The sequence below is a fragment of the Bacillus cereus group sp. BfR-BA-01331 genome (assembly GCF_022663915.1).
Classification (GTDB): Bacteria; Bacillota; Bacilli; order Bacillales; family Bacillaceae_G; genus Bacillus_A; species Bacillus_A mycoides.
In genome coordinates, this window is sequence record NZ_JAKUGJ010000043.1 from 1 (window position 1) to 15,770 (window position 15,770).

A 15,770-nucleotide genomic window follows, 5' to 3' on the forward strand; every position below is an offset into this window, starting at 1 on the left:
TTTTGGCTATGCCAAACCGAAATTCATCTCCCACCTACCGTTGGGCTACGCCCTTCACACGCTTGAGGAAGGAGAATTCTTTCGGGGAATTCATTAAAATATTATATTTTTAAAAACAAATAACATCCAGGCTAACTAAAAAAGATAGATGTAAGTTAATATACTACTTTTACGTTTTTATATAATTCTAGTTTTTTATTAGTCCAAACATTTCATATTGTTACCACATACAATATGAAATGTTTGAATTGTATTATATTAATCAAAACTTAAAGTTAGGAGGGCTTAATATGGCAGAATGTACAGGTTTGGCTTGTTTTTTATTCTCTTCGTGGCCAACAGGAACGGTTGTTACAATTACCACTAAATCAGGACAAATTATTGGACCTGCTACTTTTTCATTGTTCTTTCCGACTATTTGTGCGGTTGTATTAGTTGAAGAAGATGTGATAACCCCCTCTTCTACCAATACCATATTCATAAGTTGTGAAGATATAGAAAGTGTTACTTTAACCACCCCTTAAGATGCTTCAAGTGGTTAAAGTTCAATCCATAGTTAAGACATTCTAATGAATGTCTTAACTATGGATAATCTAATCAAAATGCTCCAAAATGTATTATTCCATTGTATCTATCATTTCAATAAGTTGCTTTAAACTGAATTTTTTCCCTTCTAAAGGTTACTTGTCTACACATCCCTCTACATACTTTCATATGATATAGTATATTGTTTAAAGGAGGGATAAATTTGTTCTTATGTAATTTATTTCGTTGTTCAGGTGGAGTCTGTAGTATTTTTAAAAATTTACAACCAGGCGAAGTCGTTACTGTGACTGGTAAATCTGGAAATATTATTGGACCTGCTATTTTTACAAATTTTAACCCTAATACTTGTATCGTCACATTAGAAGAGGAAAATTCAGTTACTCCTCCTACTACAAGTATTACTAAGATCAGTTGTAAAGAAATAGAAAGTGTTACATTTATCTCATAATATATTTTAAACCTAAAGCAGGGATTGAAATATGAAACTCTTATACATTACTTCTGGTTACTCAAAAATCTATCAATATCTAGATCAAAGCATACAGAGAACACTTATCGATCAAAATTTCGAATGGTTAGCAGTACAGCCGAGTGAATTAATAGAGCAATTGGATTTCATTATAACAACGTTTCATCCTGATATTGTTTTCACCTTATTAGGTAATCATCTACCACAAAAAGCAATTCAATATTTTAAAAAAAGGAACATTAAATTAGCTGTCTGGTTAACAGAGGACCCATTTTATATAGATACCTCTCTTCTTCTATTAAATAACTTTGATTTTATATTTACTATTGATAGTGAAGCACTTAAATATTATTCAGGTTTAGGATATACCAATGTATACCACTTACCATTAGCAACTAATATAGATGTATTTAAGCCTGGTCTAAGAAATTCGAAATATAAAAGTGAAATATTGTTCATTGGATATCCTTATCCAACTCGAGTAAAATTGATGCAGTTTCTTTTGGAAAAAACCCCTTATCACTATACTGTTATTGGTCAACACTGGAGAAATAAGTTAATTAAAAAATGGAAAAATCACCGAAGAATTAAAATTATAGAAGAATGGATTCCACCTCAAGAAGTTGCACTCTATTATAATAACGCTAGTCTTATATTAAACCCTCATCGTAGTCATCTATTTTCACAGAATAAAAATAAAAATAAAGTAAAAAATAATACCATTAATAATCGTACGTTTGATATTGCAGCTTGCCAAGGCTTTCAAATTATTGAAGAAAAATCTGACCTTTCATCTTTCTTCAATAAAGATGAAATTATATCCTATAATAGCTTTGAGGACTGTTTAAATAGAGTATCTTTTCATTTGAATGATACGATTTCGAAAAGATTAATGGTCAAAAAAATTCATACAAAAGTTATTACACAGCATACTTTTCATGAGAGAATCCATTTTATTACGACTATTTTACAATCACAACTTTATTAGGTTATTAAATTAAAAATATCTTTTTTTCTATAATCATTCTGAATAAATTAAAATGCCTTTTCATTAAATTGAAAAGGCATTTTAATTTATTCAACGAATTCCTAGTAGTATCTAATTGTACCCTATCAAATAAGATCCCACGAAACAGGCGTTCCTTTTTCAATGTCCTTATTCGCTTTCTTTCCGATAATTTTGGATAGGTGTTTTGGTAATAAGCCATTACCTGGTCTAATAGCTTTAATATTTTCTATCGTGAAAGCCTCTCCCGCCTTTATGTTTTCTACAACATATAATGACCTTCTAAATTTTAAAGAATCTTTTTCTAAATCAGTAGGGCCATAATATACTTTCCCCAAAGATTCCCATGCTTTTTCAGTTTCGCTTACTAATAATTTAAATTCAGCAGGTTCCATTGAAAAATCAGCGTCAACTCCTCCATCCGATCTCGAAAGCGTTAAATGTTTCTCAATTACTGTGGCTCCCAAGGCGACACTCGCTACAGATACTCCTACCCCAAGTGTATGATCAGACAAACCTACTTCACATTTAAATAACTCCTTCATATGAGGTATCGTAGCTATATTTGTAGATTTCGGAGATGCAGGATACGTACTTGTACATTTTAATAGAATTAATTCTTTACATCCCTCTTCTCTCGCAGCTCTTACTGTTTCATCTAATTCAGCAATTGAAGCCATACCTGTCGAAATGATTATTGGTTTTCCTGTCGTTGCTACTTTACGTATGAGGGGAATATCAGTATTTTCAAAAGATGCGATTTTATAACAAGAAACATTCAATGATTCTAGAAAATCTACAGCAGTTTCATCAAATGGAGTACTAAATGGTATCATTCCTAATTCTATACAGCGATCAAAAATGGGTTTATGCCACTCCCATGGTGTATATGCTTCTTTATATAAATGATAAAGTGTTTTACCTTTCCATAAGCTTTTCGTATCCTGAATTAAAAAATCACCATTTTCTATATTTAAAGTCATTGTATCTGGTGTATATGTTTGAATTTTAAATCCTTGTGCTCCAGCCTCTGCTGCTGCCTCTACAATTTGCAAGGCTCTATCTAATGATTGATTATGATTCCCTGACATTTCTGCAATAATAAATGGTGGCGAGCTATTGCCAATCTCTCTACCCCCGATATATAAATTACTCATATTTTTCACCTTCAATTTCTGTTTTTATAGCTTCTTTCCTTTCCATCCATTGTTCATAAAAAAGGGTCATTGTAATAACGTCGATAAATTCATTATCCCTGAAAATATGGTTCACATATCTTCCATCTTCCTGGAAGCCGAGTTTCTGATGAAAGTTTAAACTAATACGATTTGATTCTAATATTTCTGCACATACTTTTTGTATGCCATTTGTTTCAAAAATATAGTCTAATGCTACTATACCTAATACAGTTCCAGCACGCCTTATACTCTGTTTATCTCCTATATAAAATCCCCAATTACAAGTTCGATCTATTTTATTTATTTTTGTAAAATTAACAAATCCAATTGGCTTTTCTTTATATATTAGTAATCTTGCAATCATTGTTTCATCATATTTTAGTTTTTCAAACCATTTATAGTGTTCGTCTATTGTTATTTTATGATCTTCGTACATAACAGAACGAATTTCTTCTGTATTCCTCCACTTTAAAATAAGATTTAAATCTTTCTTTTCTATACATTTCAAATGGAATTTTTCAATGTTTAACATACTATCCTCCTAAAATAATTTTTGTTATTTCATCCGAATTACTGGCACACTTTATGGCAAGAGCTTTATTAGACATTTCTCTCACTTTATCTGAATCTGTTAAAAGTTTGTTTAGACATTTCGTAATGGTTTCATCTGAAACACTTTCAGCTGTACCGATATTCCATGTAGCTCCGGCCTCCGCCACAGCTTTGGTTACTTCTATTTGATTTTGTGCAGTTGTAATTGTTATAGAAGGTAATCCAAGAAAACAGCGCTCCCATGTTGTTGTGCCCCCAGCTCCTATCCCTAAATCCGCTCGTATCATAAACTCTTCAATATTCTCTATTTGACAATAAAATGAAGCGTTTGAAATGCTCTTGCAATAATTTTGAATATCTTTCTTATGAGGATTTTGGCTTCCTACCACTACATCTATTTTTAAAGTATCACTATTAATATTTTGTATAGCTCTTAACGTTTTTAATGTCTCATTCGTTACATCGTGCCCACCAAAAAATATAAAAATATGTTCAACCGCACCCGTTCTTTTTCGTAAAAATTTCTTAGCAGAATGGAACTCTGGCCGTAATATGGCATATTTAGGTCCTAATTTTATTAAAGAGTGCTCTGGTATTAATTCTTTATAGCGTTCATTAAGACTCTCGTATAGATTTTGATCTAATAACAATTCACAATCATGTACTCGATCTGCAAGATCATCGATTACCATAATCTTTTTTACAGTTTTTCTTAAAGCAGTTTCCCACTTTTCATCTAATCCATAATGATCAACAATTAACCAATCAAAATTGGGAAGTTGCGACAAAATATCATTGGTCTGTCGTGCATCAACAAACCAATGACATTTTAGCCAATCCAAATAACTCCCGTGTACTGTACTTAAGAAATTCGTATTTTCACCATCTGCATCTAACAAAAACACATGAAATCCCTTATTTAAAATATATTGCTGCAAATCACCTTGCAGCTTACGACAAATGAAATAAACTTGAGCACCTTTATTCCGTAACTCATGGGCCAGTGTTAAGCAACGCATAATATGACCGGTACCTATTTCAATAGATGCGTCGGCGCGAAAGGCAATTTTTTTCTCAAGCAAGTTACTCCCTCCTCACTAAAAGCACTACAATTTATTAATTTATAATTTCGTTTCTCTATTTAACTCATCCACTAATGATTGTTGATTTGCCCATTTCAATTTCACATGACTATTGATTTGAATAAGTTCAGGATTTCGAAGGATATAATCTTTTATTTGATGAAAAAATAAAGGTTTAGATTTTACATTCAGACTTTTATAAAGTTCATTGAACATATCTAAATCTGGTTGTTCATCTAATGTTAACCTCCAAGTAGGGTAACAAAATGGCGGAGGGAGTTTTACTATATTGACCCGGAATAAATGTGGATTATTAATAAAATAAAACGGAAGGTATTCTGCATAGGTTAAAGTTTTTGGGGTTTGTAGCAATCGTTCGATTGCCTCTAAAGTAAAAATATCGCCTGCTGTTCCGACAGGTAACGTACTTAACTCTGCCTGTGTATAGTCTGCACCGCTTTTCAAATGTTGATCTAGTAAAAAAGTATTAATTTCTGGTGATACAACTGGGCAATCTCCGGTAATTCGTATTACAATATTTGCCTTTTCTTGTTTTGCAGCTTGGAATATGCGATCAGCGGTATTTTCTGGATCACCCCTGAAAATCTTAACTTTCCCATCTAAATCAAATTTTTCCAAAGGATCATCTTGTGCAATATCTGAAGTAGCAAGTATGACCTGGTGTTTCCCTGGAATAGCTAATGTATTTATAAGACATCGTTCAATGGAAGGAACTCCATGTATTGGCAATATTGCCTTTAAAGGTAACCTAGTAGATTTTAACCTACAAAGTACAATAATTACTACTTTAGGAGGTTCAATAACCTCTTTCGTTAATGGAGTTCCTGCTTGCAAATTATATAAAGCTACTTGAGGTAATAATTCCTCAAACTGAAGCTGGTTCAGTGCATTTTCAACGATACCTAGTTCCATATCAACTTTATTAGCTGTAATGATTTCTCCTTTTTTTATATCAACTTTTGTTACTGCTCTTAACAACTTTTTGTTTCGCAATTCTAATAACACCTCTTTCATTTAATGTTTAGCAACTCTATAAAACGAAAGAACTTTTCTTACTGCTTTTATTACATCCCCTACATCACCTTTTGTCATTTTAGGAAATAGAGGAAGTGTAATAATTTCCTCATATAAATTTTCGGCTTGTGGACAAAGGCCTTTTCTATAACCCAAATTTTGATAAAACGGTTGTAAATGTACGGGTATATAGTGCACATTCACACCAATATTTTCTTTTTGTAATGCCTCATAAATTTCTTTTCGATTACCCTTTAATAATTTAGTATTTAACCGAATGATATAAAGGTGCCAACTTGAGTGGGTTTGGGGCAATTGCTTTGGTATGATGATTTCAGGTAAACTATTAAATTCTTTATTATAAATGTCTACATATTTCTTTCTAATCTTAATAAAAGAATCTAATTTACTTAACTGTGATAAGCCAAGAGCAGCCTGTATATCAGTCATCCTGTAGTTGTAACCCAAAAATTGCATTTCATAATACCAAGGCCCATGATTATCAAGAAGTTTTTGAGGATTCCTTTCAATTCCATGTGTACGAAATTGAACAAGCTTTTCATAAAGCAAAGTATTATTTGTAGTAATTACTCCACCCTCTCCTGTTGTAATATGTTTCACAGGATGAAAGCTAAACATTGTCATATCACCAATTGAACCAATCTTTTGGTTTTTATAAGTGGCTCCTAATGCATGTGCTGCATCTTCAATGATAATCAAGTTATTCTCATTTGCTATTTTTTTTATTTTATCTAATTCTACAGGCTGCCCAGTAAAGTGTACGGGAATAATAGCCTTTGTTTTGTTTGTAATCTTTTCCTCTATAGACCTAGTACTGATATTGTATGTTTCATAGTCTATATCAGCGAAAACTGGCCTTCCACCCTGGTATAAAATACAATTTGCACTTGCTACAAATGTCATTGAGGTTGTAATTACTTCGTCTCCCTCTGTGATTCCAGCTGCATAGCAGGCAGCATGCAAAGCAGCTGTACCACTTGAAAAAGAAACAGCGTATTTTGCCCCAACATATTTTGCTATAGCCTCCTCAAACTGTTGAATCGTTGGTCCTGTCGTTAAAAAGTCTCCTTTTAATATATCTATAACTGCCTGAATATCATGGTCATCAATTTGTTGTTGACCATAAGGCAAATATGTTCCTCTAACAGGATTTCCCCCATGTATACCGAGAATTTCCCTGGCCATTATTCTTTCTCCTTAGGGTTAGTTTTTAAAGATTTAATCCACTCTTCTGTTTTAATAACTCCATCTTCTAAAGAAACTTTCGGTTCCCAATTTAATATTGTTTTTGCTTTTTCATAGTTACATAATAATTTTTGAATTTCACTTTGTGGATGGATATGAGTTACATGTTGAATACTTACTTTATTTCCCGAAATCAATTCTGCTAATTTATTAATTGATATATCTTGTCCTGTTCCTGCGTTGATAATATGACCATTTGCTTTAGAAGAATAGCCTGCTTTCACAACGAAATCTGCACAATCTTCAACGTATAAAAGGTCTCTCGTTTGTTTCCCATCTCCATAAATATTTACTGGTATTTTATCTAATTTATTATTTATAAAAATGGCAACAACCCCACCTTCACCACCAGTTTTCTGGAATGGGCCATACGTATTAAATGGGCGAATAACCACAACAGGTAGCTTATAAGCATAATAGTAAGATAAAACCATGTTTTCAGCAGCGATTTTTGATCCAGCATATGGAGAAGCTGGTTTAATCGGGTCTAATTCTGATATCCCTTGTATATTAGTAGCTTTATCATATACCATACAAGTACTCATAAAGACCATTTTGACATGATACTTAAGACATTGTTCTAACAAATTAAAAGTACCTATTGTATCATTTTCAAAAGTTGTTCTGGCATCATCTATACTATCTTGAACATTGATACTTGCTGCTAGGTGATAACAAAGGTCAAATGAATGATCTTTAAATAATTGGTCCACCAATTTTTTATCTTTAATATCTCCTTGTATACATTGCTTCAAGTTTAAATCATGAACGAACTCGATAATATTTGCTGTAGTTGAATTCGCTAAATTGTCTAATATCCATACTTCATGCTTATCTTGCAATAATCGATTTACAACCCACCTGCCAATAAATCCTGCACCACCAGTTACTAATATTTTCATAGTTTCTCCCCTCCTGTTAGTAATTGCTGGTTTATAATCAAATTTCTAAGTTCTTCTTTTGAAATCGCATCTTGATGATCTGAGCGATAAAATCCTGGCTTCGCTCTATTGGCATTTTCATATTGAGCACCTTTTTTTAGTGGACTTGGTATGATAAACATATCCGGTAATTCAAAAGCCTGTAAAGATTCATCATGTGTCATAAGTTCTTCATACATTTTTTCACCAGGTTTTAATCCAATTTCTTCAATCTTAATACTATCTTTGGACAAACTATACAACTTTGTAACTTCTTCTATCATCACTTCACTTAAATCTTTTAATGAAATAACTGGCATTTTCAATATGAAAGTTTCACCGCCCTTTGCTATTTTCATTGCTTCAATGGTTAACATCGTTGCTTGTTTCAGTGTCATCATAAATCTGCTCATACTAAGATCAGTTACAGTTATTTTGTGATTTTCTTTAATTTGATTTTCAAATAAGGGAATAACAGAACCTCTCGATCCCATAACATTTCCGAAACGTACACTTGCAAATATTGTTTCACTAGATCCTTTTGAATATTCCGCTGATGTTATCAATCTTTCAGCTGTTAGTTTTGTTGCACCGTAATTATTTGTTGGTGAAATTGCTTTATCAGAGCTTGTGAAAATCACCTTTTTTACTTTCTGGGCAATTGCTGCTTTTATTACATTTTGTGTTCCAAAAATGTTGGTCAATACCGCTTCAAACGGATTATATTCACAAAATGAAACATGCTTCATCGCCGCAACATGGAACACATAATCAATATTTTCCATTGCGCTATATAGGCGATCATAATTTCGAATATCCCCAATTAAATAGCGAATATTTTGATTTTTACCCCTAAACTCTTCTTGTAATACAAATTGATTATATTCACTTCTACTAAAAATTCTTATAACTTTTGGCTTTCCCTCTAAAACATTAGAAAGAATGCTTTTTCCAATTGTTCCTGTTCCACCAATAATTAAAACGTTTTTATTTTTAAAAAACATAGATATGAATACCTCCTCTTTTTAAAATAATGTTTATCCTTGTGCGCTTTGAATTAAGCCTTGCAACTTTTTGGTGCTTACTTCTTGTGGATAATTTTCACTAATAAATTGTTGTCTTAATTCTTTTGCTAGACTTGACTGCAAAGAATCGTTTAGGACCTTTTCAATCGTGCCCACCATATCTTCAATAGAGTGATTTACAAGCCAATCTAATTTATCATAATACTTATAATCTCTATCCTCTAATAACGATTTATAAACAACTACAGGTATATCTAATAACATTGCCTCTAACCCAACTGTTGAATTAGAAATAACCACAAGATTCGCATGTAAAATAACATCATACATGTTCACTTCATTTGTTATATATTTAACATTAGGATATACGTTACTTAACCGAACATATTCTCCCACTAGGTTACGCCCTTTTTCCCAAGGATGAGGCTTTATAATAACTGTGATATTTTTGTTTTTAACTAGTTTTTCTGTCAATTCGATATAAAATGAAGTTTTAAATGGCTGGGTTGCAATAAAAACCACTTTTGTAGAGGGGTCTATTTTTAATTGTTTAAAAAGATTCTTTTTATCCATATATACCCTATCGAAGATATCATCATATCTGGGATGCCCTATAATCTCAATTTGAGATTCACTGACCCCTTTTTGAAGGTACCAATCTCGTTCATATCTTCCATATACAACCTGTTTTGTAGCGAAAACTGGAAAGTATGCTTCTTCACCCATTATCGCACCATGCTGAAGACAATAACTCGGTATCCCTTCACTTTTAGATAGAAAAGTAAGAGCTCTGCTTGCTATATCCTCCGTTGTGCCAACAATCACACCAGAAATAACTTGTTCCTTAAAAATGAAATAAGCCATATTAAGTTTCTCAATCATAATAGGGAGGTCGCTGAGTAATTTTTTTTGAAAAAACATGTTTGAAAATAGTGGATGTTTATTAAACTTTGAATATATTTTTTTAGCCTTTTCGATGAAAACATGTGCAGTATTAGGGGCTTTATTTATATAATCTGGTGCACAAATTGTAGGAAGACCATAAAGTTCTGTCTTTTTTGATCTAGTTAATATCTTTGTATGATTTGGATTAAAGTGAGTAAAATTACTTACTGAAAAACGGAGATAATCTGAATTCAGGAGAATCACTCCATTTTGATTTATTCTTTTTATCTTTGATTGAAATGAAGACATTCTTTTTTCAAACTCTAACTGCAACTGTGTTTCCTCTATAGGTTCAATTGACAGTTGTTTATAAAAATCTTTTTCTTTCATTTTATTTTTTACATCTTCGTCCAAATATTGATAGAAATTACTCAGTAATGGTAAAGGAACATTATAATGCTTTAATTCAGAAAAAACATTTATATATTCTAGATTTAATAACCAGTAATTTTTCAAATAGATGTCACTCAATATTTCACCCTCTTTTTTTTCTTAAGTCTTCTCTTAATTCTTTACATGTTCTTTGTGATGGTAATAATTGTACAAATTCATTTTTTTCTTCCGCAAATAACTGCGCATGTATTGAATGTGAAGTAATATAATTGATATCTAAAATTTCATCTAAAGGATAAAAATCCCAATAATGATTTAATCTCCAAAAAAAGCGTGCATCTCCTATACGATAAAACTGAGGGTCTTCATCCCAGTAAGTACTCCACCTTTTTTCAAGAATCGGCAAAACAGATGCTCTATGCATTATAGAACAATGATCAATTGCGCATGGCGCATTATTAGTGACTTTTTTTGCAGGCCTTTCAACAGTTTTGATAGGTAAATCTGATTCATCTAGATGGATCGTTTTTGATGCAGAATATACAATTTGAACATCTTTATTCTCATCAAGATAACTAGACATCATTTTAAGTCGCTCTTTTTCGTATTGATTATCATCTGTAATATAAGTAATATACTCCCCTTTTGCATGTTTAAGTGCCTCGTTAATTAAAGCAGCATATCTGACTTTTTTTGTTCGTTCAGAAATATGGGCTACATTACTTTTATAAAAGTGTACATTTTTCTTGTTTATGAATGGTTGAATCACTTTCTGAGTCAATTCGTTAGAATCATCATCCATAATAAAAAGTTCAAAATCTTGGAAAGTTTGGTTTAATACACTTAATATCGATTTTTCTACAAATGTGGGCTTATTATAACTCGTCATAATAACTGTAATTTTAGGCAAATATTACTCTCCTCCTTATCATTAAATAAAAAATAGTTACGTTATTATATAAAGAGAAAGGACGAACCGTTCCAATAATCTTAAAAAAGATTTATATATGTAATAAAATGATAAAGTAGCTATTTTATTTGCCCATGCGTCTTTTTTATAATCCGCTATAGTCTATACCATATCTATGAACAAGTAATAAACTATTTAAGTACAAAAAAGAAAATATCAATAGATAGAAACAACTAACTCCAAAGATTCAATTAATATCCACCTGAAAATATTAAGCTATTCAAAATTCTCACAAGAGGTGACAAATTTGAAACCCCTAATTTCAATTATCCTCACTAGCTATAATAAACCTTCTTTAATTAATCAAGTTATTGAAAGTGTTCAGATGCAAACTTTTAAAGAGTGGGAACTTTTTATTATGGATGATAACTCTTATCCAGATACTATAAATATCATAAAAAAGTATTTAGATGACCCTCGAATTTATTATAAGAATAGTTTTATACTAGGTAATGAAAGATATAAAACCACAAGATATGCAACGCTCATTAATGAGGCGCTTCCATTAACATGCGGAGATTATATTTGCTATTTAACCGATGATACTATGTACGTTCCAAATAGATTAGCTGAAATGTTATCTTTCTTACAAAAAAGTCCTGAAATAGATGTGGTGTATTCTTCTCAGCACGTAAAATGTGTTGATTATAATCTACAACCTACTCATGAATATGTAAGGAAAGCCTCGGAAATTTTATATACAGCTGCAAATGTTGTGGATCACTGTTCAGTTATGCATACAAGAAGAATTTTATTAAAGGTTTATCAAAAATACAGTAATTATTGGGAGACCGATCCTCTATATTGGTTTAACGGAGATGCAATGTTTTGGAAACGTCTAAATACATTCCAACCTTTCTATCCTATTAACAAAGTGCTCGATATTACTTTCAAAACACCTTTTTCCTTCCAAAATCTATATGCCAACCTCCCATCTAAAGATTTAAATGGTATATTGCTTAGAAATTCACAAGGTGACGTATTTTTAGTTGATAATTATAAACGTAGGCCCATATCAAAAGAAATGCTTTCTTACTTCAAATATAATCAAAATCAAATTGTCCCAATACCTGAACCATTTATTTACAAATACACAGAAGGACCACCTATATCTCTTACAGAACCCATTCCAAATTTACGTGTTGTAAAAAATGAAAAAGGAGAATTATTTTATATAGAAAATAACCAAAAACGTCCATTTATTAACACTACAGCATTTCGCAAGTTTAAATTTTCAGCTCAAGAAATTATTAAAGTTTCGCAACGTAGTTTAGATGAATTTTCAGATGGACCACCTATTTACCCGAAATTATCTAATTACACGATTCTACCTGAAGGGAAAGTATTTATCTATCATCACAATTATTTCATTATGACAGATCGCATGCTTCACCCAATAGATAAAGACATGTTACAAAAACTGTATCTATTAAAGAACTGTATACCGATTTCAAAAACTAGCTTATCCTACTTTAAAATTGGTCCTCCTATTTCATCATATCCATCTCACTTAGCTGAAGAGTACCAAGAAGACTGACAAACGAGATTGTGCCAAGAAGGACTATCCCCATGCCCATCAACTTAAGAAAAGTAAGCACCCCAAAACAAAAAAATGAGCTGTTTTCTCAAAATATCTACCTGTAGAGAAAGAAAGTTTTCATTTAGGGGGTACTTCAAAACCTTAGCTTGCTAGTAGGGGTCACCATCTATCAATATTAGTAATGCAGATAACATCATCCTATCGAATAATAAGAAATATATATAATGCCATACTTCATCATTATTGCATGCTTGTTTCTTTCATCTTTCACAACAAATTCTATATGATAATAGGTGCACTTCTTCTCTTCATGAAGTTTTGATGTACCATTATGACTCTCTCAATTCTGTCAAAACAGTCACTTCTTTTTTTTATTTTTCTTTCTCAAATAGTTCTGATTTTCCCATTGATTCTTTTAGGTTCTGGTGCAAAAATAAAGTAAAAGAGAATAAAGCATATATATTCCTAACGGAATCGTATCTTATGCTACAAGTCCAAACAATTGATGGACGAATTCTTTCTGATTTTGGATAGACTGGTTCCGTAAATTAATCTGTTCTTTTTTAATCATATGCATGGCTTCTACTCCAGAAAGAATGGATATAGCTGTGTCAAAAGATTTGAACCCTAGCATAGAACGGATACGCTTCTTTATAAAGCGATGATCTTGTTCTACTATATTATTCAAGTACTTTTGTTGTCTAAGTTGCATACCATCAGGTATGCTTTTTTCTTTTTTCAACAGTTCAATTTCTATTGGATAAGCCGGATTCTTATCGACTGTTATCACACGTGGCTTTGATACATGAAAAGACCGCAAAGCTTTCTTGAAAAAGCGCTTTGCAGCCTTTCGGTCTCTTGTTTTGCTTAGACAAAAACCGATTGTGTTTCCTTTTGAATCAACAGCACGGTACAGGTACATCCATTGCTCTTTAACTTTTATATATGTTTCATCAACTCTCCAAGAGTCATTGGTTTGCTTAAGGTGACGACGAATTCGTTTGTCCAATTCCGGGCCATACTGATGAACCCAACGCATAATCGTGGTATGAGAAATAGATAAGCCCCGTTCCTTCATCATTTCCACCAAATCACGAAAACTGAGGTTATACCGTAGGTATCATCTTACCGTTAACAAAATTATATCAGGCTGATAATGCTTCCATTTGAACAAATTTTCCTTTTTCATACTGATCAAACACCTTTTCTAGAGTAGTAATATCAGTATGTCCAAGTTTTATAGATTTTTTGCACCAGAACCAGCCAACCCGTTCCTAATCCAAGTGAAAATACTGGAATCCCTATAGGAAGTAGTGCTTTGAAAAACTCCCACTTGTAGTACCAAATAATCTCTAAAACATCCTTAAAACTTGTTGGACCCCACATTCCCCTCACCCCTTATCATCCCCTTAACAACAAACAAGACGGCAGCGCCTACGATAATTGCTATTGGTTTAATCACTACTTCACCAACAATCCTAATTCACGTAGGATTCCTGAGAACTAATAACCATACGCAAAACCTACAATACAAATTCCTGGAGTGTATCTATTTTCTAAATCTTCATTGTACGTTTTCTTATAATAAGCTAGTTTAGAATCAATGTTATGTTTGTCGTTAATAATTACTTCCTCGCTAGGAAATCCATCCATTTCAATCTGAACAGCTACATACTCTGCTTCTTCATTTACAGCTTCATTAAAACACTTTTCTAATTCCTCTAATTTTACACCCACCATTAACCTTCTATTTAAATGTACATTTTGCTCAATAAAAAAGAGCACCCACGTCAGTAGATGCTAAAATATGTGAATGGACTTCTCGATGAGCATTGAATAGGATATAAGCGGTTAACTTGTCCTACACTATACTATATGATTTCTTTATCAAAATAGTTCATCAAAAAGGCACCTTATCCAGGTGCCCTTTCGTGAACATAGAGGTAACACTAAAACGCAGCAATAAACTTGATATCGTGGTTGTCAATATCATTCTATGCTCGATATTCCCTAATATGCTTAATGGTTAATGTATAATTTCTATATAACAAAGAAAAAAGCACCCTTTTTGGATGCTTTTTTTGTATTTAATCCTTCTTCTCTTTTACCACTAAAGAGAATACATTGTCCAAATTAACCATACGATCTCCAAATCTGAAGAATCTAGCTTCTCTTGCTTGTATAGAATTTTCTATAGCAGCAACTGTTACTGTCTTTTTATACTCAATTTCAAATTCGTGTTGTTTACCATCGACTGCTTCTATGCTTATTATAAATTTTTTCATTTACTTATTCCCCACCTCTCCCAATCTATCTATTCGACAGAAAAGAAGAATATCCTACAAAACAAAAAGCCATCACCGAAGTGACAGCTCCTGAAGGGGAAGAGAGAGAACAAATGGCAATAAGTATCTCTTCAAGCCTCTGCTATTCTAGATACTCTCAGTCTTCTCGTTTATACTCCGTAGAGTCGGCTACTTAATGTCATTTTCGCCAATGTCGAATTATAAAAGATTTATATCCAAACGCATATGTTTCTTCCTACGCCTTGTTTGAACCAACACATAAAACTGAGGGGAATGTTCAGCTGTATTGGCTCAAACAAAGAGCGGAAGCTCTCTGCTCGGTTAATCGTTTAAGAAGAACAGCCTGACTTATATCGGTGATTGTCGGTAGCAATTACTAATATAATTTAGACTTTCCTTCTTTTATGACATGCAGTTCATTCAATCAAACCATCATATCCAATTGGTACCGATCTAGTTTTAACGAATTCCTTGAAAGAATTCTCCTTCCTCAAGCGCGTGAAGGGCGTAGCCCAGCGGTAGGTGGGAGATGAATTTCGGTTTGGCGTAGCCAAAAGGCTTTGCTTTTTATTTTGCCTCTGATATAATCAGTCTTAT

General features: G+C 32.5%; 16 protein-coding genes and 1 pseudogene. 4 read left to right on the forward strand and 13 right to left on the reverse strand.

Annotated elements, in window-relative coordinates; genetic code table 11:
- The first annotated feature begins 290 nt into the window (after positions 1-290).
- The 3 genes from MR155_RS29175 (at position 291) to MR155_RS29185 (ending at position 2,003) form a co-directional block, all read left to right on the forward strand.
- Positions 291-524 (forward strand): hypothetical protein, encoded by a 234-nt coding sequence (locus MR155_RS29175; RefSeq protein ID WP_002016601.1) that lies wholly within the window; start codon positions 291-293, stop codon positions 522-524.
- A 224-nt stretch (positions 525-748) separates the two neighbouring features.
- On the forward strand, positions 749-994 hold the full coding sequence (locus MR155_RS29180) for a hypothetical protein (protein WP_002169373.1): 246 nt from the start codon (positions 749-751) through the stop codon (positions 992-994).
- Positions 995-1,025: 31 nt separating this feature from the next.
- The gene (locus MR155_RS29185; RefSeq protein WP_242311868.1) at positions 1,026-2,003 is read left to right on the forward strand and encodes a CgeB family protein; all 978 of its coding nucleotides are present in this window, start codon (positions 1,026-1,028) and stop codon (positions 2,001-2,003) included.
- A 125-nt stretch (positions 2,004-2,128) separates the two neighbouring features.
- On the opposite strand, the gene pseI is transcribed toward MR155_RS29185, so the two are convergent.
- Genes pseI through MR155_RS29230 form a run of 9 tightly spaced genes read right to left on the reverse strand, consistent with a single transcriptional unit; the run spans position 2,129 to position 11,267 of the window.
- Entirely contained in the window at positions 2,129-3,178 is a 1,050-nt protein-coding gene (gene pseI, locus MR155_RS29190) for a pseudaminic acid synthase (RefSeq protein WP_002169371.1), read from the reverse strand.
- A complete protein-coding gene (gene pseH / locus MR155_RS29195; protein WP_242311870.1) occupies positions 3,171-3,731 on the reverse strand; it encodes a UDP-4-amino-4,6-dideoxy-N-acetyl-beta-L-altrosamine N-acetyltransferase in 561 nt (186 codons plus the stop codon). The genes pseI and pseH overlap by 8 nt, the downstream gene beginning before the upstream one ends.
- A gap of 1 nt (position 3,732) precedes the next feature.
- The gene (gene pseG / locus MR155_RS29200; RefSeq protein ID WP_151304149.1) at positions 3,733-4,833 is read right to left on the reverse strand and encodes a UDP-2,4-diacetamido-2,4,6-trideoxy-beta-L-altropyranose hydrolase; all 1,101 of its coding nucleotides are present in this window, start codon (positions 4,831-4,833) and stop codon (positions 3,733-3,735) included.
- A 39-nt stretch (positions 4,834-4,872) separates the two neighbouring features.
- Positions 4,873-5,868, reverse strand: a complete 996-nt coding sequence (locus MR155_RS29205; protein WP_242311872.1) for a cytidylyltransferase domain-containing protein — start codon at positions 5,866-5,868, stop codon at positions 4,873-4,875.
- Entirely contained in the window at positions 5,869-7,074 is a 1,206-nt protein-coding gene (pseC, locus tag MR155_RS29210) for a UDP-4-amino-4,6-dideoxy-N-acetyl-beta-L-altrosamine transaminase (protein ID WP_242311874.1), read from the reverse strand.
- A complete protein-coding gene (locus MR155_RS29215; RefSeq protein ID WP_201063586.1) occupies positions 7,074-8,036 on the reverse strand; it encodes a dTDP-glucose 4,6-dehydratase in 963 nt (320 codons plus the stop codon). The genes pseC and MR155_RS29215 overlap by 1 nt, the downstream gene beginning before the upstream one ends.
- The gene (locus MR155_RS29220; RefSeq protein ID WP_151304152.1) at positions 8,033-9,058 is read right to left on the reverse strand and encodes an SDR family NAD(P)-dependent oxidoreductase; all 1,026 of its coding nucleotides are present in this window, start codon (positions 9,056-9,058) and stop codon (positions 8,033-8,035) included. The genes MR155_RS29215 and MR155_RS29220 overlap by 4 nt, the downstream gene beginning before the upstream one ends.
- A 33-nt stretch (positions 9,059-9,091) precedes the next feature.
- Entirely contained in the window at positions 9,092-10,495 is a 1,404-nt protein-coding gene (locus MR155_RS29225) for a CDP-glycerol glycerophosphotransferase family protein (protein WP_201038282.1), read from the reverse strand.
- Between the two features lie 4 nt (positions 10,496-10,499).
- Positions 10,500-11,267, reverse strand: coding sequence for a glycosyltransferase family 2 protein (locus tag MR155_RS29230; RefSeq protein WP_016093944.1), 768 nt, complete (start codon positions 11,265-11,267; stop codon positions 10,500-10,502).
- Positions 11,268-11,574: 307 nt separating this feature from the next.
- Between MR155_RS29230 and MR155_RS29235 the strand changes: the two genes are divergently transcribed.
- A complete protein-coding gene (locus MR155_RS29235) occupies positions 11,575-12,864 on the forward strand; it encodes a glycosyltransferase family 2 protein (protein ID WP_201063582.1) in 1,290 nt (429 codons plus the stop codon).
- Between the two features lie 484 nt (positions 12,865-13,348).
- Here MR155_RS29235 and MR155_RS29240 read toward each other — a convergent pair.
- The 4 genes and pseudogenes from MR155_RS29240 to MR155_RS29255 all read right to left on the reverse strand — a co-directional run bounded on the left by MR155_RS29240 (position 13,349) and on the right by MR155_RS29255 (position 15,152).
- Positions 13,349-14,056: pseudogene (locus tag MR155_RS29240) on the reverse strand (IS6 family transposase).
- A gap of 32 nt (positions 14,057-14,088) precedes the next feature.
- Entirely contained in the window at positions 14,089-14,253 is a 165-nt protein-coding gene (locus MR155_RS29245) for a hypothetical protein (protein WP_003193050.1), read from the reverse strand.
- Between the two features lie 117 nt (positions 14,254-14,370).
- The gene (locus MR155_RS29250; protein ID WP_242311876.1) at positions 14,371-14,604 is read right to left on the reverse strand and encodes a hypothetical protein; all 234 of its coding nucleotides are present in this window, start codon (positions 14,602-14,604) and stop codon (positions 14,371-14,373) included.
- A gap of 350 nt (positions 14,605-14,954) precedes the next feature.
- Complete coding sequence (locus tag MR155_RS29255) at positions 14,955-15,152, reverse strand: hypothetical protein (RefSeq protein ID WP_002069589.1); 198 nt, start codon at positions 15,150-15,152, stop codon at positions 14,955-14,957.
- Positions 15,153-15,770: the final 618 nt, after the last annotated feature.

Excerpts from the sequence above, each read along its gene's own strand:
- MR155_RS29175 (WP_002016601.1), top strand. The coding sequence starts at position 291 with ATGGCAGAATGTACAGGTTTGGCTTGTTTTTTATTCTCTTCGTGGCCA.
- MR155_RS29185 (WP_242311868.1), top strand. The coding sequence starts at position 1,026 with ATGAAACTCTTATACATTACTTCTGGTTACTCAAAAATCTATCAATAT.
- pseI (WP_002169371.1), bottom strand. The coding sequence starts at position 3,178 with ATGAGTAATTTATATATCGGGGGTAGAGAGATTGGCAATAGCTCGCCA.
- pseH (WP_242311870.1), bottom strand. The coding sequence starts at position 3,731 with ATGTTAAACATTGAAAAATTCCATTTGAAATGTATAGAAAAGAAAGAT.
- MR155_RS29205 (WP_242311872.1), bottom strand. The coding sequence starts at position 5,868 with ATGAAAGAGGTGTTATTAGAATTGCGAAACAAAAAGTTGTTAAGAGCA.
- pseC (WP_242311874.1), bottom strand. The coding sequence starts at position 7,074 with ATGGCCAGGGAAATTCTCGGTATACATGGGGGAAATCCTGTTAGAGGA.
- MR155_RS29215 (WP_201063586.1), bottom strand. The coding sequence starts at position 8,036 with ATGAAAATATTAGTAACTGGTGGTGCAGGATTTATTGGCAGGTGGGTT.
- MR155_RS29220 (WP_151304152.1), bottom strand. The coding sequence starts at position 9,058 with ATGTTTTTTAAAAATAAAAACGTTTTAATTATTGGTGGAACAGGAACA.
- MR155_RS29245 (WP_003193050.1), bottom strand. The coding sequence starts at position 14,253 with ATGTGGGGTCCAACAAGTTTTAAGGATGTTTTAGAGATTATTTGGTAC.
- MR155_RS29255 (WP_002069589.1), bottom strand. The coding sequence starts at position 15,152 with ATGAAAAAATTTATAATAAGCATAGAAGCAGTCGATGGTAAACAACAC.